Origin of the sequence: Pseudomonas sp. HN11 (assembly GCF_021390155.1) — a bacterium.
GTDB lineage: Bacteria > Pseudomonadota > Gammaproteobacteria > Pseudomonadales > Pseudomonadaceae > Aquipseudomonas.
In genome coordinates, this window is record NZ_CP089985.1 from 2,380,100 (window position 1) to 2,403,089 (window position 22,990).

Here is a 22,990-nt window from a genome sequence, read left to right on the forward strand (position 1 = left end):
TGCCAAGGACCTCTCGTTGTACTGTTCGGGGCGATCACTGATCGCCCCTTTTTTTTTGCTTCGGCTACGGATTGTCCTTGAGGGTCTTGAACGCTTCGACGCGTTTGATCAGGCGCGTGTTCTTCGCCGAGTCGGCATTGCCAAACAGAAAGGAGAAGTCCGACGCCAGGTTGGACGTGCCGGCAATCGCCGCGTACTGGTGGCAGTCGTTGCAGTTTTTGTTCTGCACGTAGGTTTCAAGGGTAGTGTTAGCGACAACGACACTCTGGTCGCTGACAAACGGCCCATAGGACAGCGGCACCTTCACGTTGGGTCCAGGGCCCGGATCGTTGGGCGAGTTGGGCGTCTTGGACCACAGCACATTCACCAGTTTGTAGTACTGGAATACGGATTGGCCCTGTGTTTTCTGGGCGAAGGTCTGTTGCACCACCGTGTTCAGCCCCAGCAGGTCCTGGGGCGTGGCATTGAGCCGCGTGGCCTGCACCGGCTGATCCAGGGGCGTGCAGTTGGGCGGCGTGTGGGTGGCATCGCACTGCACCCGTGCGACATTGGGCGTGCAGGCATCACCGGTGCAGGCCGGGTTGTTGAAACTGTAGCCCTGGGGCGATGCTGTGCCGTTGTCCGGCACGTTGTCGACCTGCTCGAAGGTGGTCCAGATAAAGTTCGGCTGGGTCTGGGTCTTGTTGATGATGTGCAGGCCCACCAGGCCCACCACTTCCTGGGTGCACTGCAGCGTGTCCGGGCGCTGCAGCCAGGCGATGGTGGTCAGGTAACGCCCGTACAGCTGGGGTTTGTTGGTGAGCACGCGCCAGGCTGCCTTGAGTTCCAGGGCGCCGAGTTCCTCCTGGGGCAGCGGCTTGGTGGGCAGCTCGCGTACCAGCTTGCCTGCGGGCAACGACAGGCCGGCCGGGTGCCGGTTGTCGCTGTTCTGCGCCACGATCAGTTGGTTGGCGGCGTCGTACAGCCCGTTATCGACGATGTAGTCAAACTCGGCCTTGCCCACCTTGCGCTCGAAAAACACCAGGTTGCCCGACTGGTCCGTGAGCCAGCCACCGGAGGCTTCCATGATCGAATCCGGCAGCGTCACCTGGGTGCCGCTGGACAGGTGGAAGCGGTGCTTGCGGTTGATCGCGCTTTCTGAGGTAGCCGTAATGAATTTACGCGCGCCCGTGGAAAACGCCTTGAGGTTGCCGGTGGCGGTGCAATTGGACGGCACCAGGGTTTCCACGCCCCAACCGGAGGGCTTGGGCGCGCCGGGCAGGAAAATCTCGCTGGCATCCTTGTAGCTCGCCCACACAGGGGCGACGCTCATCGGTTGGCCAGACGTGGGTGGCACGCCGAACTGAGCGACCGTGCTTTGCGTGTCCGGCTCACCGGCCAGGCTCGGGTTGGCTGGCCAGCCGGGGTTGACTGGCCAGTTCATGGCGATGAACAACTGCCAGCCGAAACAATTGAGAAAGTCCTGCTCGGTGCCGAAGTTGTTCACCGGCAGGAAGCCGCCGCTGGTGGGGTCGAACACCAGTTGACTGACACAGCTCTGGGCATCTGACGCCGCACTGGCCGGTGTGGGTACCAAGGGGAGAAGGGCGCAGGTCATCCAGCACAACACACTCAAGCGTGCCCGACGCAGCGGGCGAAGCCATCCGTTCATGGTCGCATTCCTTGCTCAAGATTCAGGAGGTGGCCGCCCACGCCAGGCATGGGCGGCCAAGCGGTACTCAGGCGACAGGCACCAGCGCCAGGCCGCTTTCCCACGGGTGCTGGGTGGCGCTGGGGTTGGCGGCTTCGCTGGGGTTCAGCGCGCGCACGCTGACCAGCCCTGGCGCCGCGTCGCTGCTGACGGTGACGGTCATGATGTAGCCCTGGGTGCCGCCGCTGTCGGTCTGCCCTGGAATCGCCGAGGCATCCGGCAGGAATTTCGTGACCTGGGCCGTGATCCCTGGATTGGAAAACTGCACCCGTGCATCCGCCGCCGTGGTGTTCAAGTCAGCGCCTTGCACCACCAACACGAACTGGCCTGAGCTGCCGGGCGCAAAACTGGCGGGCAAGTCGCTGGGGGATTGGCCGTAGAACAGGTCGATCGGCAGCAATTGCACCGGCCAGGGCTGCGCATCAGTGTTGTTCGCCGCCACGCAATCACATTCCTGGGGCGTGGCGGTGAGCGGTGCCGGGGTGACGCTCAGGGCCACACTCAGCTCATTGGCGATCACCCACACGTAGTCGATCGGCGTGCCATCGATGGTGATGTCATTGATCGAGAACCCCGCGCTTTCTGGCACCTCGAAGACGGCCTGCAGGATCTGGTCGGAGTTGTTCGGCCCGGTGCCGGCAGTGCCGCGGGTGATGCGCCAGTAGCTGCTCACATCCTGGCCCTGCGGGCCTTTCCAGGTGCTGAAGGACTTGGGCTGTTGCAGGTACAGGCCGATGGGGTTGGTCAGTGAAATCAGGGCTTTGACGGCTTCCTGGTTGGCGGAGAAACCGATATGCGGATCGGAGTTGCGATAGTTCTGCCCGTATTGCGCGCAGCAGATCAGGTTCTGTTGGTTGCCGCTGCTTTTGATCGGCCGCAGGATGGTGGCCGCCGCCGCCAGGTAGATCTCGGCACTCAGGGTGTTGGGGCCGGAAGTCAGGTGCATCGCGCCGCCTGACACGCCGGGTATGCGCACGGTGCCGCTGTTCCATTTGTTCACGGTGTCGTAGGCGGGCTGGCCGGTGGTCGGGTCAAGCACCGGGTCGCCGGCCTTGCCGGTCGGGCCGTTGGCGGTGTAGCGCAGGTACAGGTCTTCGATCTTCACTTGCGGGTCGACATAGGCTTTGTACAGCCCGAGCACGGCCTGCGGGTCGATGTTCCACATGGTCAGGAAATAGGCCGGGTTCTCGCTGGTAAACATGATGCTGCGCATGTTGCCGTCGGGATCGCGAGTGATCGACCACTCGCAATATTCATCCAGCCAGCCCCGTGGGCCCGAGGGTGAAAAGTCGGCGTAGGGCCCGTTCCAGTTGATGGACTTGCACAGCACCTTGGGAATCTGCAGCTGGGTCGCCTTCGGGTCCGGGTACAGCGAATACAGGGTGTTGTTGAGGGTGATCTGACCGTGGTCGGTCAACTGCATCACCTGGTCCAGGGTCATGGCCTTGCCGCCCAATTGTGGGACCACGGCGGCACCATCGTTGTAGAAAAAGGTCCACAGCCGATTGGGGAAGGGCTGCCAGGTGATGGTCACTGGCGTCTGCGTGCCGTAGCCGCTTTCCAGTGGGTTGTAGTAACCCGAACGCGGTGCGTCGTTGAGGTTGGACCAGGGGTTGCCGATCACCGACATCTGGGTCCAGCCGGTGACGTTGTTGTTCCAGTTGGTTTCGAAGGTGGTCAGCTCGTTCTCCAGGCCTAGCTTGTTGTAGTCCTTGGGGGCTTGTTCGGCAGGGGAGGTGAATTGGGTGAAGGGCGTGCTCATGTTGGTTCTCCAGCATTGGTGTTGGTGGAGCAGCAACCGGCGCCCGGAGCGGGGCCGGCGGGGGTTTGGCGTGGGTCGTCCCACACCAGTTGCGCGATAAAGCCAGGCAGGGGCGCGTACGCATCGGGCGTCAACACCTGGCCAGTATCGGGATGGGTCACGATCAGCGATAACTGCGTTGCAGCGGTCGGTGTAAGGTTCAGCGCCTGGGCGTTGCGTGTGGCATTCAATGCGCGTGAGACGCCCTGGGTGATGCAGCGGCCCTTGTCGTCCACCAGGCCCATGCCGATGCGGCTGAAACGCCCCACGTAGTGCGGGTTATCGGCACTTGCGTGTTGCGCCGTCGCGTCGGGCTGGTTGAGGAAGACGTCGATCAGGTAGGTGTCGTGGGTGCAGCGCACGTGGTCGAATACCACCCAGGGGCCGGTAATGGCTGACTGTTGCTGATGGCAGCACGCAGCCTTGGTCGCGCCGAATTGCGGGGCCACCGGGGTGCCGTAGTCGTAGCCGATATGCCGGCTGTCCTGGGCCATATCGCCAAGGGTGGTGTAGCGCCAGGCATCGGCGCTGGTGAAGGTCACGTCGTCGGCCTGGTGCCCGGCGAAGGGTTGCAGCAGGCACTGAGTGGTGTACTGCGCCGCCGGGTTGGCGCGGATCCAGACTTCCAGCATGCGGTCGATATTGGCGTGATAGGAGCAGAACACCGGGTCGAACGCGGTGTAGGCGTTGTCGGCCATGTCACCGCCGATCCAGCCGTGATAGTTGTCGTGGGGTTGCTCATAGAGCCCGTCGAAATTCAGCGCGCGGTTGGGGTACAGGTTGTTCGGTTGCGGCGGGTCAAAACGGGTGATGTTGGCCCATGGATAACCCGGTACGCCCTGTGGCTGGCTGAAGGTGGTGAACGCGAGCGCATCGACCACCTGCTGCTGGAAGATCCGACTCATGCCATACAGTTGGGTGCGCTCAAAGAGAAACGTCTCGCCCTGGGTGTAAAACAGCGGGTTGCGCTGCACATACAGGCAATCCACGTCCCCGACCGGCGCGGTGGCGCAGACCTTGGAACAGCCATCCTTGGCCGCCGCATAACGCAGCGGGTTACTTCGCACCTCGCCGGTGTGCGGGTGGACGTAGGTTTCATCGAGAAATGCCTGGGGCAGGCCAGCCTGGGGGCTGCCATCGATGCTGGCGTCGACGGCCATCCAGTCCCAGTAAGGGATCGCGCAGTCTATCAACGCTTCCAGGTACAGCAGATAGGCGCGATGCCACAGGGCGAAGGCTTCCTGGTAATGCAGGCACCAGTTGGTATGGATGTAGGCGTAACGCTGCCAGGGCGAGCCGCTGTCGGGGTCGCCGATGTGCATCACGTCATCCAGCTTGGCGCGGTACAGGTTCAGTTCGTCGGTGCTCAGCGAGCGGATGTCCTGGCGCACGCGTTTGACCGGGTGCGGTAGCGCCGGTGGCGGGATGCGTTCGGCCAGGTCGAAGGGCGAGATGCTGTCCAGCCGCCAACCCTGGTTGACCCATAGGCGGAAGGTTTCCAGGGCATCGATGGGCCAGAATTGCTGCTGGTCGGTGGTCAGCGGCATGTTGCGCGAGGCGAGGTGCTGATAGATGGTTTGCGACCAGGTCTTGACCGAGGCCGGGTCTTCCAGGAACACATCGTAGGCATTCATGCAGCCGATCCAAGTGGCCGCGACGGCGGCACGCTGGCTGGCGGGTATCCAGTAGGGTGCGCTGAAAAGTCCTTGGATATCAGCGGTCCATGTCGGTTTCGCGACTATCATAAGATCCCTCTCATGCCGCCTTGAGGCCAGTTGTTGGCCGGGCTGCTAAGCTGAATCGATGTTAACTAGCCACTGTGCAGGATTTGTGCAAATTGGCCCGTCATTGCGACGGATTCATTGCAATTTTCAAGGACGATGTGGAACCGATGACAGACGCCATGGATTTGAAAATCCTGGGCAAGTTGCAAAAGGATTGCGACCAGAGCCTGGAGTTGTTGAGCGACAGCGTGGGGCTGTCGTCCACCAGTTGTTACCGGCGGATTCGCCGGATGGAGAGCGTAGGGATTATCAAGGCGAAAGTGGCGGTCTTGGACGAGCGCAAGCTGGGGATTCAGGTGACGGCGTTTTTCCTGATCAAGCTGGATAGGGACAGCAATGATATTGATCGCAGGATGCAGCACATACTCGCTAGTCATCCGGAGATTCAGGATTGTTATTTGATGACGGGGGAGTTTGATTTTGTGATGGTGGCGAAGTTTCGGGATGCTGCTGAATATACCGAGTATATCTATCGGTTTTTGGAGACTTATCGGGATATTCCGATTCGGACTTATTCTTCTACGTTGGTGGTTCGCACGGTTAAGAAGTCTTATGAGTTGCCGTTGCAGGGGGTGGGGTTTTGATTGAGTACATATCCGTTCTTTAGGTAACGGCTACTTACGGTTCCGCTCTTACAGCGGGTCACTTTTGGAAGGACCCAAAAGTAACCAAAAGGTCCTCGCCCCAACACTCGGCACCTCGCCTAGGCTCGGTGTGCCCGAACGCAGGCTTGAATCCGTGGGCCGCCGCGATGGGCCATCCTTGGCCCAGCGCGGCTAACCCGGCGTCCTGCCGGGTTACCCACGGATTCAAACCTGCGTTCGGCCAGCGTGTTTGACGGGGCGCCTCAGATCAAAATCAAGATCAAGAGCGACTCGCTTCGCATCGTGGATACGCGGTCTTGTAGGAGCCGGCTTGCCGGCGAAAAACGTGAGACCGCCGCGTTTATCCAGATGTACTTCCGTCATCGTTGAAGACCATCGCCGGCAAGCCGGCTCCTACAGGACCGCGTTTGATTTTGCCTTTGCTTCACACCACTCAAGCCGGCTGTCAGGCCGCTGTGCTTTTGCTTTTGATTTTGATCTTAGGCGCCCCGTCAAACACGCTGGCCGGAATTCGGCAGGGATTTGGGGGGTAAACCGGCAGGGATGCCGGTTTAGCCGCCCCGCGCCATGGATGGCGCGTGGCGGCGGCCCCCCAAATCACTGTCGGATTACGGGCATACCGAGCCTAGGCGAGGTACCGAGTGTTGGGGCAAGAGCGTTTTGCTTACTTTTGCGCTCTTCAAAAGTGAGCCGCTGTAAGAGCGGAACCGTAAGTAGCCGTTACCTAAATAACGGATATGTACCCGCTCAGAAAATTGCCCCCCACCCAATCCAAAATGAAGCTTTCATGACAAAAGTTCGGTAGTCCCCGGCCACTCCCGTCTCCTCTGTGTAACGCGCTTGAGCCCACCAGAACGTTGGGCTTTTCAGCCGCAAGCAGGATGCCAGGAGTGGGGCGATGGGAACTATGGAACGTTACTCGAAAGTGGGCATGCAGGAGCTCGACCAGCGCCTGTCAAAGATCGTCGAAGCTGCGCGCAAGAAGCCGGTGTCGGTCTATCGCTACGGCGCACCCTGGGTCTGGATCGTCTCTCAGGAAGACTGGCAAGGCGCGCGCAAAGAAGTGTCCAGCTACATCCCCGCAGGCCATTCCCTGGTGCTGCTGCGGCCACAGATCGACGAAGTGCTCGACCAGCATCGCGACTGGCTCGTGGCGCAAGTCCCCATGTCGATCGCCCCGCATACCGTGCTGCAGATCCTCCTGCTGCAACTGCTGTATTCGGTGCCCAGCGAACAGCAGCTGCATGAACAGCTGAACTACAACCTGCTGTTCCGCTGGTTCGTCGGTCTGGACCTCAACCAAAAGGTCTGGAGCATTCACCTGCTCACTCGCGACATCGCCACGCTCCTGAACAACCCGCGAGCGGTGCAACTCATCCAGAAAATCATTGGTGACGTGTTTTGTGGCGCCTTGCTGCACATGCCGGAGTTCTCGTTGAACTTCGCCCTGTTGCACACCTGGCTGGCACGCCACGACAGCACCTCGATCACCAGCAATTGAGCCAGCCGCACGCCGGGTATCCGGCGATGGCGCACAAAATCAGACAGTCAGGGGGCGGTGTGGAGCATCTGTTCAAATTAACGTTGGCGCTGTGTTGCGTAACGCTGGGCAGCCTGGCGCAACCGGTGTTGGCCGAGGAGGAAGAGGGCGCGCGCAAGGTCGACGTCAACGAGTACTTCGTGCGCGGCAATACGGTGCTCGATGCGGCGACGATCGAGGAGGCGGTGTATCCGTTCCTGGGGCCGCAGAAGACCTTGGGCGATATCGAAGGCGCGCGCGATGCGTTGCAGAAGATCTACCAGTCGCGTGGCTACCAGTCGGTGTTTGTCGAGTTGCCGGAGCAGAAGGTCGATGACGGTATCGTCTATCTGCAGGTCAGCGAGACCAAGGTCGGCCGGGTGCGCGTGGTCGGTGCCAAGCACTATTCGCCAGTGGAAATCCGCGAACAGGTGCCGGCCCTGGAGGAGGGCGCGGTGCCGGATTTCGCCACGGTGCAAACCCAGTTGGCCGGCCTCAATCGTGGTGCTGGGCGTCAGGTCACACCGCTGGTACGCGAGGGCCAACGCCCCGGCACCATGGATGTGGATTTGCAGGTGGAGGACCAGAACCCCTGGCACGCCAGCCTCGGCCTGAACAACGATTACAGCGCCGACACCGAGAAACTCCGCTCGGTCGCCACTTTGGGCTACGACAACCTCTGGCAATTGGGCCATAGCATTTCCCTGACCTACTTCACTGCGCCCCAGGACACCGAGAATGCCAAGGTCTGGTCGGGCTCCTACAGCGCCCCGCTCACCGAGCGCTGGACCCTGCAGTTCTCCGGTTACCAGTCCGACAGCAACATCGCCACCATCGGCGGCAGCAACGTGTTGGGCAAGGGGCATTCCTACGGCGTGTCGGCCATCTACAACCTGCCGGCCGCGGGTAACTGGGCCAATTCATTCTCGTTCGGCGTGGACTTCAAAGACTTCGACGAACAGATGAAGTTCGGTGCAAGCAGCGACCAGGTGCCCCTCAAATACGCGCCGTTCACCTTCGGCTACAACGGCTTTCGCTACACCGAACAATCGCAATTGGGCCTGGGCCTGAATCTAGTGGTCGGCACTCGCGCGTTTTTCGGCTACGGCAGCGACGCCGAAGAATTCGAATACAAACGCTACAAGGCCAGCGCCAGTTTTGCCGTGCTCAAGGGCGACCTGAATTACACCTACACCTTCGCCAACGATTGGCAGTCGGCGACCAAGGGCGGCTTCCAGCTGGCGTCGGGGCCGCTGGTATCCAACGAGCAGTATTCCGCCGGCGGTGCCACGTCGGTGCGCGGCTACCTGGCGGCGGAGCGCACCGGGGATGAAGGGTACTTGCTCTCCCAGGAACTGCGCACGCCATCGCTGGCCAAGTTTCTCGGCAGTTATGTGCAGGAATGGCGCTTCTACGCGTTCGCCGAAGGCGCGCGCATGCGCCTGCACGATCCACTGCCCGAGCAAGAAGACGAATACAGCCTGGCCAGTGTCGGCCTGGGCACCCGCGCCAGTTTGAGCAAATGGTTGTCCGGCAGTCTGGATTGGGGCTACCCGCTGCTTGATGGACCGAACACCCAGAAACAGGACTCGCGACTGCACTTCAGTGTGCAGGCGACTTTCTGACTTTTTCTTCCGGAGACTTCACCCATGCAACGCCTATTCCTGAGCCTGTTGATCTGCCTGGGCTTCACGCTCCCGGCCACCGCCCATGCCTGGTGGCAGGACGACTGGCACTACCGCAAACAGATCTCGGTAGACACCACCGCCCAAGGCGCCGCGATCAATCAGTCCCTGGGCCGCACCGCGCTGCTGGTGCGCCTGCACACCGGCAATTTCACCTTTGATGGGGTCAAGGATGACGGCGCCGATCTGCGCTTTGTGAGTGCCGATGACAAGACCGTGTTCAACCACCAGATCGAAAGCTTCGACCCGCTGATGGGCATGGCACTGATCTGGGTCGATGTGCCCAAGGTCGAAGGCGGCCAGCGCCAGGATCTGTGGATGTACTACGGCAACCAAAAGGCCCCGGCCACCGCCAACGGCCAGCTGACGTTCGACCCGAACTACACCGCGCTTTACCACTTTGACGGTGCCAATGGTACGCCGGCCCGGGACACCACGGCCTACGCCAACACCGCGTTGAACGCCACCGGTGCGAGCATCGATGGTGTGATCGGTCGCGCTTTGCAGTTCAGCGGCCAAGCCTTGATGTTGCCGGCCAGCCCCTCGCTGCAACACGCCGCAGGTGGCGCGTTCACTTTCAGCGTCTGGCTGCGTCTGGATCAGGCCAGCGGCGCGCAAGTCGTGCTGGCCCGACGTGATGGCCCCCATAGCCTCTTGTTGGGTCTGAACCAGGGCATGCCGTTCGTGGACATCGACGGCCAACGCGCTGTGTCGAGCCAACCGCTGAACCCCGGCCAATGGCAGCACCTGGCGTTCACCGCCGAGGGCGACAAGGTCACGCTGTATGTGAATGGCCGCGAAGCCGCCGCCCTTGCAGTCGCCTTACCAGCCTTCAATTCTCAATACGCTATCGGTGCTGATCTGCCGGAGGCGGGCAGCACGCTCCAGCCATTCGCCGGGGCCATCGATGAGTTGCGCCTATCCAAAGTGGCGCGTCCGGCTGCACTGTTACTGGCCGATGCCAGTGCCCAGGGCGCCGAATCGAAACTGGTGGCCTATGGCGTGGATGAAGAACAGTCCGGCTTTGGTTTCGGCAGCTTGGGTTTCCTGCTCAACGCTGTACCGGTGGACGCCTGGGTGATCATCCTGGTGCTGGTGGCGATGATGTTCCAGTCGTGGGTGATCATGCTGCGCAAGAACCGTCAGGTCAGTCGCCTCAGCAGCGCCAACGAGGTGTTCCGCGAACATTTCTCGCAGATCGGCACCCGCCTGGAGATGTATGCCGACGATGCCCAGCTGGGTGAACGTTTGGCCCATTCTTCGCTGTGGCGCCTGTACCAGGTGGCGGTCAAGGAAATCCGCACCCGCCGTGCCCAGGGCGCGGACACTTCATCGGTCTCGGCCGCCACCATCGAGGCTATCCGCTGCTCGATGGACGGCGTGCGCACCCGCGAAAACCAGGCGCTCAGTTCCAAGCTTTCGACCCTGTCCAACGCCATCGCCGGCGGCCCGTATATCGGCCTGCTCGGCACGGTGCTGGGGATCATGGTGGTGTTCCTCGGCACGGCCATGGCCGGTGACGTGAACATCAATGCGATTGCCCCTGGTATGGCGGCGGCGTTGCTGGCCACGGCCATGGGCCTGTTTGTCGCGATTCCGGCGTTGTTTGGCTACAACCGCCTGATCACGCGCAACAAGGAAGTCAGTGCGGACATGCGCGTGTTTGTCGATGAGTTCATTACCCGCCTGGCGGAGATGCACGGCGAGAGCCAATCCAGCGAAGCGGCGCACCGTCGTGACCATCACGCGCCTGTTCCGGCCTGAGGAGAATCGCCATGGCTTCCGTAAATGCCTCCCACGACGATGACGATGACGCAGCCGTCGACAGCATCAACATCACGCCCCTGGTGGACGTGCTGATGGTGGTGCTGGTGATGTTTATCCTCACTGCCACCGCCCAGGTCTCGGGCATCCAGATTCACCTGCCCAAGGCCAGCGCCTCGGTGTCGTTGTCGGAGGCCAAGACCAAGGCCATCTCCGTGAACGACGGTGGCCAGGTGTTCCTCGATGCCTACCCGGTGACCCTCGGTGAGTTGGAAGAACGCCTGCGTATCGAGAAAGCATTGAACCCGGATTTCCCGGTGATCGTGCGTGGCGATGCGATGGTGCAGTACCAGAAGGTGATCGAAGTGCTCGACCTGCTGCGTCGGCTGGAGCTGTCCCAAGTCGGGTTGGTCACCGGCAAGCCGAGCCAGGGCTGAACCATGACTGCACAGATCCCGATCACGCCCTTGCCCATGAAAAACAAGCCGCCGCTGCGCCCATTGAAATGGGGCGCTGGCCTGTTGCTGGGCGCTGTGGCGGCCTGGTTTTTGTGGCAGTGGGCCAATGACATGAGTGGCGTGCGCCGCGAAGCACCGAAGGTGCCGACCATTATCCCGCTGCCGCCGCCACCGCCACCACCGCCGGAAAAGCCCAAGGAGCCTGAGCCCCAGGTCGAAGAAAAAATCCCGGAACCGGTGCCTAGCCCCGAACCCGAGGAGGTCAAGCCAACCGAGGAAGCGCCGCCTTCGCCTAACGAAGACCTGGCCAACCCGATGCAGATCGACGGCGACGCCCAGTCTGGCAATGACGGCTTCAACATCGGCGCCGGTAAAGGCGGCGGCATGGCCGGCAGTGGCGGCGGCGGACTGGGGACTGGCACTTACAAGCAGTACCTGGCCGGCACTTATCAACGGCTGATGCGCGAAGACCCTGAGTTGCGCAAGAAGGCCTTCTCGATACAGATAGACCTGTGGTTGGGCGCTGATGGCCAAGTCACCAAGGCGCTGGTAGCCAAGTCCAGCGGCGATGCCGAGACCGATGCGCAGATGCTCGCCTTGATACAGGCACCGCGTGCCACCCAGAAGCCGCCAGCGTCGTTGACGCTGCCTATGCGCCTGTCCCTCAAGGGCCGGCGCCCGGATTGATCGAAACCTCTTATCTACGGTTTTTTACAGGAGTTGCGTACACATGATTTCCCCCGTGAATCGCCTGACCCTGGCGGTCGGCATGGTCATCGCGACCCTGGTCGGCCAAGCGGCTGCAGCCCCGGTCGCGCCCTCGGAAAACGTCACCATCAACCTGATACGCCTGTTGGTGCAGCAAGGCGTGCTGACCCAGGACACCGCCAACGGGCTGATCGCCCAGGCCGAGAAAGAAGCCCAGCAGGCACGCCAGGCGAATGCTGCGCCAGTGGTGGCTGCAGGGCCGGTCGCCAAGCCGGGTGATGTGCGTGTGCAGTACGTGCCGCAGGCGGTGAAGGATCAGATTCGTGACCAGGTCAAGGCTGAGGTCATGGCCACCGCCAAGCAGGAAAACTGGGCCCAGCCCAACACTTTCCCGGACTGGGTCTCGCGCATCACCTTTGATGGCGATATCCGCCTGCGCGACGAGTCGCGTTACTTCTCGGACAACAACAGCAACGAGATCGTCGACTACGCCAAGCTCAATGAAAGTGGCCCGTACGACACCAACAAGGACACCAACACCAAGCTGCCGCCGCTGCTCAACACCACCAAGGATCGCGAAAACCTGTTCCGCCTGCGTGCCCGCCTGGGCATGAAAGCGGTGTTGTCGCCGGACTGGAGCGCCGGTATTCGCGTCGGCACCGGCTCAGACAACAATCCGGTGTCCACCACCCAGACCCTGGGCGGTGGCTTTGGCAAGAAAGACATCTGGCTCGATCAGGGCTACCTGAGCTGGAAGGCCACCCCGGATGTGACCCTCACCGCCGGGCGCTTCGCCAACCCGTTCTATTCCACCGACATGATGTATTCGGGCGACCTGAACTTCGACGGTATCGCCGCCAATTTCAACCATGCCCTGAACAGCCAGTGGGGCCTGTTCGGCACCCTGGGCGCGTTCCCGGTGGAGTACACCTCCGACTCGGCCAGCAGCAACGGTTTCGACAAGGAAGACAGCGATACCAAGTGGCTGTTTGGTGGGCAGATCGGCGCCAACTGGAAGATCAACCGCGAAAACAGCCTCAAGGGCGCATTGGCCTACTACCACTTTGACGATATCGAAGGTAAACGCTCCGGCGCCTGCCAGCCGTGGTCCGGCCAGCCGGCGTGTGACAGTGACGGCTCGCGCCTGGCCTTCATGCAAAAGGGCAACAGCGTGTTCCTGCTACGCGACATCACGCCCAACCCGGCCACGCCTGGCCTGACCCCGCAGCCGCAGTTCGTCGGCCTGGCGTCCAAGTTCGACGTGCTCGACCTGAACCTGGCCTGGGATGCCGAACTGCCCAGCGACTTCAAGCTGCGCACCCAGGGCAACTTCATCCACAACCTGGCTTACGACAAGGGCGAGATGCTCAAGCGCAGCGAAGGCCAGATCGTCAACAACATCAACAGCAACGGCCAGTTTGAAAGCGGCGGCAATGCGTTGATGGTCTCGTTCACCCTCGGCAGCGCGCTGGAAATGCGCAAGCGCGGCGATTGGAACGTGCTGGCCGGCTACAAGTACATCCAGCCCGATGCCTTGCCCGACGGCTTCAACGATTCGTCGTTCCACCTGGGCGGCACTAACGCCAAGGGGTATTTCATTGGCGCCAACTACGGCATCGAAAAGAACATCTACGCGAGTGCGCGTTGGTTGAGCGCGTCCGAAGTGTATGGCGCGCCGTTCGAAGTCGATGTGATGCAACTGGAACTCAACACGCGCTTTTGATGCGCACGGAGATGCCACATGAACACGCGAATCTGCGGGCTGTTGCTGCTGCTGGCCACCACCGGCGCGTCGGCCGAAGGCATGGAGGAACGCCTGCGTACGCAACTGCGCAGCACTACCCAGCAATTGCAGGCCCTGCAAAGCGAGCAGGCCCAGGCCAGTGCGGCGCGGATTGCCGCTGAAAACCAGACCAAGCAGGCCCAGGCGCAAATCAAGCAGCTGACGACCGAACTCGCCCAGGCGCGTGGCGTGGCCGAACAACTGGCTGGCCAGCAACAAAGCCTGCACAGCCAGGCACAGGCCCAGGTGGCGGCCAGCAACGAGCAGATTGGCAAGTTCAAGAAGGCCTATGACGAATTGCTGGTGCTGGCCAAAGGCAAAGAGGCCGAGCGGGCGCGCTTGCAGGCACAACTGAGCGAACGTGACACACAAGTGCAGCAATGTTCAGTCAAGAATCAACAGATGTACGGCGTGGCCCAGCAGTTGCTCGCGGCCTACGAAAAAATCGATGTGGCCGAGGTGATGAGCATTCGCCAGCCCTTCGCCAGCAGCGCGCGGGTCAAGTTCGAGGAACTGGCCCAGGGCTTTGGCGACGATCTGTACAAGAGCCGTTTCGATGCGCCCCAGGCAACCGCCAATCATTGATCGACAGGGAAGAAATCACCATGAGCGAATTGATCACCAGCGTCACCACCCAGAGCCTCACCGAACTGCTGCAGGAAGCCGGCTACCGGGTCAACCAGACTGAACAAAATGGCATCGTGCAATTGCTCAGCGCCAGCCAGGGCATCGGCTTTGCCGTGCGCTTCGGCAACCCGGCAGCGGAGCAGGGCAACTATGTGGATTTCACTTACAGTTGCGCGCTGCGGGTCCAGGGTGAATTGCCCGAAGGTCTGGCCCAGGTGTGGAACGCATCCCGACGTTTTGCGCGGTTGTCGGTGCAGGGCGAATTCCTGTTGATGGAAATGGACGTGGTGGTGGCCGGTGTCGGTGCCACACACCTGCGCAGCCAATTGGAATTGTGGGACCGTCTGTTGCAGGAATTCATCGTTTACCTGCGTGAATACAGCCAGCAGGCCGCGCAGTTGCAGGCTGAAACCGAGGCCCCGGTATTGTGAAGAAACCAACCCTGATGGTCGGCGCGGGTGCGCTGGCTTTGCTGGTGGTGGCGGTGGGCTTGAGCCTGCGACCGGGCAGCGACCCGGTGGCGGCGCAGCAACCGGCACCGGTGATCAACCCTGTATCGGCTGGGCCGGCGGTGGCCCGCCTGGGCAATCAGCAGATCGACCTGACGGAGCTGAAAACCGTGCTGGCCAGCCTGCCTGCCGAGTCCCGCGAGCAATTGCGCGGCAACCGTGGTGCGTTGGAAACCTGGATCCGTTCACGTCTGGCGCAAAAGGCCGTGCTCGAACAGGCCGACGCCCAGGGCTGGCGCCAGCGCCCGGACGTGGAGCAGCAGACCCGCGCCGCCGCCGAGCAGATCGTGTTTCGCGACTACATGCTCTCGGTCAGCCAGGTGCCGGCCGATTACCCCAGCGCGGCGGAGTTGCAGCAGGCCTATGACAGTGGCAAGGCGCAATGGGTGACGCCGCCGCTGTATCGGGTGAGCCAGATCTTCCTCGCGGCAAATGACCCGCAAACCGTCGACAGCGTGCGCCGCCAGGCCCAGGAACTGAGCCGTCGTGCCCAGGCTGCACCGGGTGATTTCGCCGCCCTGGCCACGCAGTTTTCCCAGGACACCGACTCCGCCGCGCGCGGCGGTGACTCGGGCATGCAACCCTTGCAACAGCTGGTGCCGGAAGTGCGCAATGCCGTGTCGCGCCTCAAGGTCGGCGCGGTGTCGGACGTGGTGCAGAGCGCGGCCGGGTTTCATGTGCTCAAGCTCACCGGCCAGCAACCGGCGCGTACCGCGACCCTCGACGAACTGCGCGAGCGCTTGACCCAGGCCCTGCGTGTCCAGCGTCAGGAGCAGATCGCCAAGGCCTACCTCGAAGGCATGCTCAACACCGCCACCCTGAGTATCGACGGCGCCGAGCTGAACAAGGCGCTGGAGTAACCCGCGTCAACCCGCATTGGATGCACAGACCGACAAGACAGGGAGTCTCCCATGGCATTTCTAGAACCGTCTGCCCCCCAGGGGCCGTCCTCTTATCGCGCTACAGGCGAAGGGCGCAGCAACTGGCTGGCCCTGGCCCATGAGATCGACCCGGAGGTGGCGCGCTACTTTCTGGTGAGCGCGCGCTGCGGCTGCTTCATGCAGGCGGCGCGCAGCCTGAATATCAAGGCGACGCTGTTGCGCAAGCGCCTGGCGCAGTTGGAAGAACATTTACGGCATTCGCTGTTCACCTACCAGAGCAATGGCCTGGTGCTCAGTCGCGATGGCCAGCAGTTGCAGGCCCAATTGATTGCCCTGGCCCATGAACGGCGCTTGCCGGTCACGGAGCAGCCGTTGATTCGTCTGGCAGTGGCCGAACCGATCCTGCACGACATCCTTGGTCGCGACCTGATCGCTTTGTTGCGGCGCAATGCCAGCGTGCGCCTGGAGATCATCTCCATCGACAGCCAGTTGTCGCTGCAGGCGGTGGATGTGGATGTGGTGCTGTGGTTGTCGGATACCGAGGGGCCTGTGCCCGGACCGAGCTTTGCTACCGAGCCGCCGCGGGCCTTGGCGCGCTTGCAGTATTTGCCGCATATCGCCAAGCGTTATTCGCGGTTGACGACACGGCCGGACAGTGTGGAAGACCTCGACGACTATATGCTGGTGCAATGGCAGCCCGACGCGCAGGTAGGTGCGCTGCAGGCCTGGAACCAGGTGGTGCAACAGCGCCTGGCGGCGGTGGTGCAGGTGCATGCGTATTCGTTGATGCTGGAGATGATTCGTTGTGGCGCATGCATTGGCTTGCTGCCGCATTACATGAGCAGTTTTGACCGGGGCTTGGTGGCGTTGCCGGGGTTGTTGACCGAGAGCATGCAGCGGCAGGTGTGGCTGGCGGTGAATGCGCAGGTGGGAGATGTGGAGGCGGTGCGGATGATGGTGGAGTTGATCATCGGCACCTTTGAAGGCCGACGCGAGTGGTTTGATTAGCGTTGCAGCACGCCGCGAAAAGTCGCGCTCAAGGCACGCAGTGTTTCCCGTGAGCGCACATCGGCGATGCGGCTGTGAAGTACCACCTCACTCACGGGCAAGGCGGGCAATCCGTATTGCTCGCTCACTTCCACCGCACCCGCCGGTGCCACGCGGTGGGCGAGGGCCGCCACGCCGAGCCCGGCGCTGACGGCGGCACCCACGGCCATGACGCCACCGCCGACGAACACTTCGGTCCAGTCGATACGTGCCTCATCCAGTGCGCGTGTGGCCAAGTGTCGAACGCCGCAGGGGGCGGCCATCGTCGCCATGCGCAGGGGCGTGCCGGGGCTGTGTTGCCAGGTGGGGGCGGCGAACCAGCCAAAGCGTTCCACCGCCAGCACTTCGCCGTCCTGGCGGTCGCCCTCGTTGCGCACGATCACGGCGTCCAGCTCATTGCGGTCGAAGGCGGCGACCAAGTCGCGGGAAGAAGCGATGCGCACTTCGAGGATCACCAGTGGGTCGTAAGCGGCCAGGCGGCTGAGCCAGGTCGGCAAGTCGGGGCCGGCCACGTGGTCGCTGATGCCGATTACCAGGCGTCGCAGCGTGTGGCTGCTCATGTCGCCCAAGGCGCGTTCATGGGCATTGAGGAGGGCGCGGGCGGCAACGATGAATTGCTCGCCGTGGGGGGACAGCCGCACATGACGCGGCGTGCGTTCGAGCAGGCGATAACCGAGGCGTTCTTCCAGGCGTTTGAGCTTGAGGCTGATCGCTGCCTGGGATGTGTCGAGGGCCTCGGCGGCGCGGGTGAAACTGGTGAAGTCGGCCACCAGCACAAAGGCTTGGACGGTGTCGATATCCAGCGGTTTGGGTGCGTCAGTCATATTGGATCCTTATCGCACATATATCGGCTGATATCTTGTTGAAATCATCGCCGCTGCGCAAGCTGAACGTTCAACTTGCACAGGAGTTCGTCCATGTTTGCCAAACAATACTCACATCGCTTGCCTGCCGATTACGACATGGGCGTGATCCGCCGGCGTGCCGCGCAATTGGGGCCGTTGTGGGATAACACCGAGGGCTTGCTGTTCAAGGCGTTTATCGCCCAGGAGCATGGCGGCAATGTGTATTCGTCGGTGTACCTGTGGACCGACCCGCCGCAGGCTGCTGATTTCCTGCTGGGTGAGCGCTTTCAGAAGGTGCTCGACAGCTTTGGACGGCCGCATATCGAGAGCTGGTTGCCGTTGGATGTACAGCGTGGCCCGGCGCGGGACGCGCTAAGCTTGTATCGCGAGGAGTGGGCACTGGAGCCCGGGGCGGACCGCATCGCAATATTGGCCGAGGAGAAACGGCGCAATCAGCAGGTGGCGGGTCGCAGTGACACGTTTGCAGTGTTCCTGGTGCTGGATGTACAGGCCTGGCGGTTGGTTCGGTTTACGTTGTCGGCCGCAGCGTTGGACGCGGGGCATCAAGGCACGGGTTATCAGGTGCTGTATCTGGCACAAGGCGTTGCACCCCAGCGATAACTGCGCCAGTCTTGAGGCCTTATTTTTGGTCTCAAGCAATCATCCATGCGCACCACTCGTTTGACGCTCATCTGCCACGCCGTCACGCCTCTGCAAAAGCAGGGGCGTTTTCCCGATGACGAGGCGGTGGCGATGGATTGGCAAGGCAAGGCGTTGTCACTGGCTGATCGCTACAAGAAAACCCGGCGACTGTTATGTGGGCCTGAGGCCAGGGCACGGCAGACGGCGGGATTGTTCGGCGATGACGGGGCGGTCGACCCCGCGCTGCGCGATGCTGATTTTGGGCAGTGGACGGGCCAGGACATCAGCCAGCTGGCGAGTGGCGAGCTGGACACTTGGCTCACCGACACCACGTGCGCGCCCCATGGTGGCGAATCGGTGGAGCAGATCTGCCTGCGGGTGGGTGGGTGGATGAAAACCCTAGAATCCCAGCCCGGTCATGTCGTGGCCGTCACCCATCCTTTTGTGATCCGTGCCGCTATGTGGCACGTCATGCAGTTTCCGCTGTCGATTTTTTACCGGGTCGATGTCGACCCCTTGTCCGCCACCGAGCTGCGTTTCAACAACGTCTGGCGCCTGCGCCTGGAAACTCACGCCTGGCCACCTGAACATGGCAAAATCCACGCCCCGCAATGAGAGCAACCCATGAAACGCATCCTGATCATCGGCATTGGCGCCGGCAACCCTGACTACATCACGATGCAGGCTGTGAAGGCGCTCAACCGCACCGACGTGTTTTTCCTGATGGACAAGGGCCAGAGCAAAGACAAGTTGATCGACCTGCGCCGCGAGATCTGCGAGACCTACATCACCGAGCCCGGCTACCGTTTCGTCGAGGCCAGTTGCCCCGAGCGGGTGCGTGGCGATATCGACTACACCACCGCCGTGCAGGACCTCAACCGCGACAAGCAGCAGACCTTCGAACGCATGATCAACGAAGAAATGGCTGACGGTGAAGTCGGCGCTTTCCTCGCCTGGGGTGACCCTGCGTTGTACGACAGCACCATTCGTATCTTGCAGGCGATCCTGGCCAGTGGTCGCAGTGTATTTGAATTTGAAGTGATCCCCGGCATCACCAGTGTGCAGGCCCTGGCAGCCCAGCACAAAGTGGCGTTGAACCGCATTGGCAAGTCTGTTGAGATCACTACCGGGCGCCGCTTGGCGGCGGGGCAGGCGAGTGATGCCGACACTTTGGTCGTGATGCTCGACGCCGAAGACTCCTACCGCACCCTGGCCGATCAGGACATGGATATCTATTGGGGCGCCTACCTGGGCACGCCGGATGAGATCCTGATCAGCGGCAAGGTCGGTGAAGTCGCAGAAGAAATCGAACGGGTGCGCAAGGCGGCGCGCCTGGAAAATGGCTGGATCATGGACACTTATCTGTTACGCAAACCTTGAGGCCACGTCCCATGTTCAAACTGTTTGCCCTGGCACTGACGCTTGTCGTCGGCACTGCTCATGCCGACGATACGCTGCACACCGATTTGCCGTTGTCGTACCTGGAACAAACCCAGGGCGATGCGCGCAACCAGCCGCTGGTGATTTTCCTGCACGGGTTTGGCAGCAACGAGGAAGATCTGTTCGGCATCAAGGATGCGCTGCCCTCCACTTGGACTTACTTGTCGGCCCGTGCGCCGATGCCAGTGGACTCCCACGGCTATCGCTGGTTTACCAAGATTCCCGGCAACGGCGATTACGATGGTGAGACGGCGGATCTGCAACGCAGCTCCCAGTTGATCGAAGACTTTGTCGGCAAAGCCACCGCCAAGTACCACACCCAGCCGGATCGGGTGTTCCTGGTGGGTTTCAGCCAGGGGGCGATCATGTCCTACGAGGTGGGCCTGCGCCGGCCGGAACTGCTGCGCGGCATTGCGGCGTTGAGCGGCAGCGTGCTGCCGGTGCTCAAGGCTGAACTGAAGCCGGATGCGTCATTGGGCAAATTGGCGATTTTTATCGGCCATGGCACCTTGGACCAGGCGCTGCCCTATGTGTCGGGGACGCGGGCGAATGAAGTGTTGACGGGGTTGGGGTTGAAGCCGGAGTTTCATGGGTATCCCGGCATGCCGCATACCATCAGCGAGGCGGAAGTGCAGGACCTGAAAGCCTGGTTGGAAAAGAGCCTGAACTGACCGCCGTAGGGTTATTTGCCGCCGGTAATCTGCTTCACCAACGCCGCATGCCCCTTGGCATCATCCGCCCGCGAAATCGCCTGGATCACCAGCAGGTGATTACCCGAACCACCGAGGAACGTGGAGTTCAGCGTTTTGCCGCCGCCTTGGGTGGCGGTGCTGTCCACCTGGCGCAGGCCGAGGCCTTTGAACGTCAGTTTCTTCTCGCTCTGTTTCTTGAAGTCAGGCAGTGCGGCGTTCTGGTCCTTGACGAACCCGGCCACGGCGCCGTCCAGGAATTGCGCGTCGTTGTCGCCGATGGTTACTCCGTCGTTACGTACGGTTTCGGCGACGATCACTACACTTTTCGTGGTCTGGTTGGCATACATCGTACCCTGGGTGTCAGCGGTGCCATCCTCGGCCTTGCCATCTGGCAGGGTGTCGGCGGCGTAGGCTTTGGGCAGGTTGAAGGTGAACTTGCCACCCAAGGTGGAGATGGTTTGCGTGGTCGGCTTGGACGCGGCAAATGCACTACCAGCGGCCAACGCGAGGGTTAGAATGACGGCGGTCTTGGTGAAAGTGGCCATGAAGCGCTCCGGGGGTGAACGAAATTGCGCCGTATTCTGTCAGAATTTTCGCAAAATCGTTCATCCGTAGCCTCACACCTTGTCGGACTCTTCCTCAAGTCGGTCCATCTCAAACAGCCGCGCCAGTTCTGCCCGGGCTTCCTGGGCGGTTTGCATCACTTTGGCGGCGTCGTCGTACACCGCGTGTTGCGCGGCCAGCACCTGCAGGTCGTGGTTCTTGAAGCGGGTGATGCGCGCATCGGCCTGGGCCTGGCTCAAACCGAGGCCGACCAACGTGCGGCGGCTCATTTCCAGGCTGGAGTAGAAGGTCTCGCGAATCGGTGACGCGTCCAGGTCCACCAGGCGGTGCACGTGTTGGCGGTTACGTGCGCGGGCGATGATCTTCATGTGTGGGTAGAGGTTGCGCACCAGTTCGGCGGTCTTGATGTTGATTTCCGGGTCGTCCATGGCGATCACGAAGAACTCCGCCTGGTCGACTTTGGCTGCGTGCAGGATCTCGGGGCGTTGCGGGTCGCCGTAGAACACCGGCATGCCGCCGAAGCTGCGGGTCAGCTCGATGGTTTCCACTGAGGTGTCCAGGGCAATGAACGAGATGTTTTGCGCGCGCAGGATCCGCGCGACGATCTGGCCCATACGGCCCATGCCGGCGATGACCACGCGGGGCGCGTCGCTTTCGATGGTGCGGTATTCCTCGGGCACTTCCATCGGCTTGACCTTGGGCTTGAACAGCTTTGGGCACACCAGCAACAGCAGCGGCGTAACAGCCATGGAGAGGGTGATGGTCAGTACCAGGATGTCGTACAGATGCGGCTCGAACAGGCCCTGATCGCGACCGATCTTGAACACCACGAAGGCGAACTCACCACCGGCCGCCAGCACCACACCCAGACGCAGGGCGCTTTCGCGATTGAGATCACCGACCATACGGCCCACGGCGTACAGCAGGGGGAGTTTCAGGCCGATCAGCAGCAGCGTCAAGCCGATCACCACCAGCGGCGAGCTGAGCAACAGGCTGAGGTTGGCACCCATGCCCACGCTGATAAAGAACAGGCCCAGCAGCAGGCCCTTGAACGGTTCGATCTGGGATTCCAGTTCGTGGCGGTATTCCGAGTCCGCCAGCAGCAGGCCGGCGAGGAACGCGCCGAGGGCCATGGACACGCCCACCAGTTCCATCAACCAGGCCGTGCCAATCACCACCAACAGCGCGGTGGCGGTGGACACTTCGCGCAGGCCGGTCTTGGCGACGATGCGAAACACCGGCCGCAACAGGTAGCGTCCGCCGATGATCACCACCGCAATGCTGCCGAGAATCTGCAACACATGCTGCAGGCCCTGTGCTTCGGTGGTCGGGTGATCGCTGCCGGCCAGCAGCGGCACCATGGCGATCAGCGGGATCGCGGCGATGTCTTGGAACAGCAGAATCGCAAAGGCCAGGCGGCCGTGGGGCTGGTTCAGCTCCTTGCGCTCGGCCAGGCTTTGCAGGCCAAACGCGGTGGACGACAGCGCCAGGCCCAGACCGAGCACGATCGCACTGTTCCACGACTGGCCAAACAGCCACAACGCCACCACGCCCATCACCAGGCCCGTGAGCAGGACCTGCGCCAGACCGACGCCGAATACGGCCTTGCGCATCACCCATAACCGCTTGGGCGACAATTCCAGGCCGATGATGAACAACAGCAACACCACGCCCAGTTCGGAAAATTGCGCGACGCTTTGCGGGTTGCCCACCAAACCCAATACCGAGGGGCCGATGATCACACCGGCGAACAGATAGCCCAGCACCGCGCCCAGTTGCAGGCGCTTGGCCAGGGGTACCGTCAGCACAGCGGCGAGCAGGAACACCACGGCTGCTTGTAACAGGTTGCCTTCATGGGGCATTACGAACTCCAGGATCTCTAAAACCAATCAACAAGGGTGTATTAGAGCGCTTTTTACATTTCGAAAATTGTGTTTTTGCTGCAT

General features: G+C 61.8%; 21 protein-coding genes. 15 read left to right on the plus strand and 6 right to left on the minus strand.

What is annotated here, in order from left to right:
• Nucleotides 1-64: 64 nt before the first annotated feature.
• From LVW35_RS11015 to LVW35_RS11025, 3 genes are all read right to left on the minus strand, one after another.
• Complete coding sequence (locus LVW35_RS11015; RefSeq protein WP_233895465.1) at nt 65-1,651, minus strand: hypothetical protein; 1,587 nt, start codon at nt 1,649-1,651, stop codon at nt 65-67.
• A gap of 67 nt (nt 1,652-1,718) precedes the next feature.
• On the minus strand, nt 1,719-3,452 hold the full coding sequence (locus LVW35_RS11020) for a hypothetical protein (RefSeq protein ID WP_233895466.1): 1,734 nt from the start codon (nt 3,450-3,452) through the stop codon (nt 1,719-1,721).
• Nucleotides 3,449-5,236 carry a tyrosinase family protein gene (locus LVW35_RS11025; protein ID WP_233895467.1) on the minus strand — a complete coding sequence of 596 codons (1,788 nt, stop codon included), beginning with the start codon at nt 5,234-5,236 and terminating at the stop codon, nt 3,449-3,451. The genes LVW35_RS11020 and LVW35_RS11025 overlap by 4 nt, the downstream gene beginning before the upstream one ends.
• A 158-nt stretch (nt 5,237-5,394) precedes the next feature.
• Here LVW35_RS11025 and LVW35_RS11030 point away from each other — a divergent pair, with 158 nt between their 5' ends.
• The 11 genes from LVW35_RS11030 (at nt 5,395) to LVW35_RS11080 (ending at nt 16,822) form a co-directional block, all read left to right on the plus strand.
• On the plus strand, nt 5,395-5,859 hold the full coding sequence (locus tag LVW35_RS11030; RefSeq protein WP_178955843.1) for an Lrp/AsnC family transcriptional regulator: 465 nt from the start codon (nt 5,395-5,397) through the stop codon (nt 5,857-5,859).
• 928 nt (nt 5,860-6,787) lie between these two features.
• Nucleotides 6,788-7,381, plus strand: coding sequence for a transposase (locus tag LVW35_RS11035; protein WP_233896448.1), 594 nt, complete (start codon nt 6,788-6,790; stop codon nt 7,379-7,381).
• Between the two features lie 59 nt (nt 7,382-7,440).
• Nucleotides 7,441-9,024: a ShlB/FhaC/HecB family hemolysin secretion/activation protein gene (locus LVW35_RS11040; RefSeq protein WP_233895468.1), complete on the plus strand. Its 1,584-nt coding sequence runs from the start codon at nt 7,441-7,443 to the stop codon at nt 9,022-9,024.
• A 24-nt stretch (nt 9,025-9,048) separates the two neighbouring features.
• Complete coding sequence (locus tag LVW35_RS11045) at nt 9,049-10,848, plus strand: DUF2341 domain-containing protein (RefSeq protein WP_233895469.1); 1,800 nt, start codon at nt 9,049-9,051, stop codon at nt 10,846-10,848.
• An 11-nt stretch (nt 10,849-10,859) separates the two neighbouring features.
• Nucleotides 10,860-11,285 carry an ExbD/TolR family protein gene (locus LVW35_RS11050; RefSeq protein ID WP_010211136.1) on the plus strand — a complete coding sequence of 142 codons (426 nt, stop codon included), beginning with the start codon at nt 10,860-10,862 and terminating at the stop codon, nt 11,283-11,285.
• A 3-nt stretch (nt 11,286-11,288) separates the two neighbouring features.
• Nucleotides 11,289-11,993 (plus strand): energy transducer TonB family protein, encoded by a 705-nt coding sequence (locus LVW35_RS11055; protein WP_233895470.1) that lies wholly within the window; start codon nt 11,289-11,291, stop codon nt 11,991-11,993.
• Between the two features lie 43 nt (nt 11,994-12,036).
• Complete coding sequence (locus LVW35_RS11060; protein ID WP_233895472.1) at nt 12,037-13,737, plus strand: putative porin; 1,701 nt, start codon at nt 12,037-12,039, stop codon at nt 13,735-13,737.
• A gap of 18 nt (nt 13,738-13,755) precedes the next feature.
• Nucleotides 13,756-14,382: a DNA repair protein gene (locus LVW35_RS11065; RefSeq protein WP_233895473.1), complete on the plus strand. Its 627-nt coding sequence runs from the start codon at nt 13,756-13,758 to the stop codon at nt 14,380-14,382.
• 20 nt (nt 14,383-14,402) lie between these two features.
• Nucleotides 14,403-14,855, plus strand: a complete 453-nt coding sequence (locus LVW35_RS11070; RefSeq protein WP_177409460.1) for a YbjN domain-containing protein — start codon at nt 14,403-14,405, stop codon at nt 14,853-14,855.
• Nucleotides 14,852-15,793: a peptidylprolyl isomerase gene (locus LVW35_RS11075; RefSeq protein ID WP_233895475.1), complete on the plus strand. Its 942-nt coding sequence runs from the start codon at nt 14,852-14,854 to the stop codon at nt 15,791-15,793. Before LVW35_RS11070 ends, LVW35_RS11075 begins: the two co-directional genes overlap by 4 nt.
• Nucleotides 15,794-15,844: 51 nt before the next feature.
• Nucleotides 15,845-16,822, plus strand: a complete 978-nt coding sequence (locus tag LVW35_RS11080) for a LysR family transcriptional regulator (RefSeq protein WP_233895477.1) — start codon at nt 15,845-15,847, stop codon at nt 16,820-16,822.
• Here LVW35_RS11080 and LVW35_RS11085 read toward each other — a convergent pair.
• The gene (locus LVW35_RS11085; RefSeq protein WP_233895478.1) at nt 16,819-17,685 is read right to left on the minus strand and encodes a LysR family transcriptional regulator; all 867 of its coding nucleotides are present in this window, start codon (nt 17,683-17,685) and stop codon (nt 16,819-16,821) included. The genes LVW35_RS11080 and LVW35_RS11085 overlap by 4 nt on opposite strands.
• Nucleotides 17,686-17,778: 93 nt before the next feature.
• On the opposite strand from LVW35_RS11085, the gene LVW35_RS11090 reads away from it, so the two are divergent.
• The 4 genes from LVW35_RS11090 to LVW35_RS11105 are packed head-to-tail and all read left to right on the plus strand — an operon-like array spanning nt 17,779 to nt 20,459.
• On the plus strand, nt 17,779-18,327 hold the full coding sequence (locus LVW35_RS11090) for a DUF4865 family protein (RefSeq protein ID WP_233895480.1): 549 nt from the start codon (nt 17,779-17,781) through the stop codon (nt 18,325-18,327).
• Nucleotides 18,328-18,372: 45 nt separating this feature from the next.
• Entirely contained in the window at nt 18,373-18,963 is a 591-nt protein-coding gene (locus LVW35_RS11095) for a histidine phosphatase family protein (RefSeq protein ID WP_233895481.1), read from the plus strand.
• A gap of 9 nt (nt 18,964-18,972) precedes the next feature.
• Nucleotides 18,973-19,728 (plus strand): precorrin-6A synthase (deacetylating), encoded by a 756-nt coding sequence (gene cobF, locus LVW35_RS11100; protein ID WP_233895483.1) that lies wholly within the window; start codon nt 18,973-18,975, stop codon nt 19,726-19,728.
• An 11-nt stretch (nt 19,729-19,739) separates the two neighbouring features.
• Nucleotides 19,740-20,459, plus strand: coding sequence for an alpha/beta hydrolase (locus tag LVW35_RS11105; protein WP_233895484.1), 720 nt, complete (start codon nt 19,740-19,742; stop codon nt 20,457-20,459).
• Between the two features lie 11 nt (nt 20,460-20,470).
• Here LVW35_RS11105 and LVW35_RS11110 read toward each other — a convergent pair whose 3' ends face one another.
• A complete protein-coding gene (locus tag LVW35_RS11110) occupies nt 20,471-21,025 on the minus strand; it encodes a hypothetical protein (protein WP_233895486.1) in 555 nt (184 codons plus the stop codon).
• Between the two features lie 72 nt (nt 21,026-21,097).
• On the minus strand, nt 21,098-22,906 hold the full coding sequence (locus LVW35_RS11115; RefSeq protein WP_233895487.1) for a monovalent cation:proton antiporter-2 (CPA2) family protein: 1,809 nt from the start codon (nt 22,904-22,906) through the stop codon (nt 21,098-21,100).
• Between the last annotated feature and the right edge of the window lie 84 nt (nt 22,907-22,990).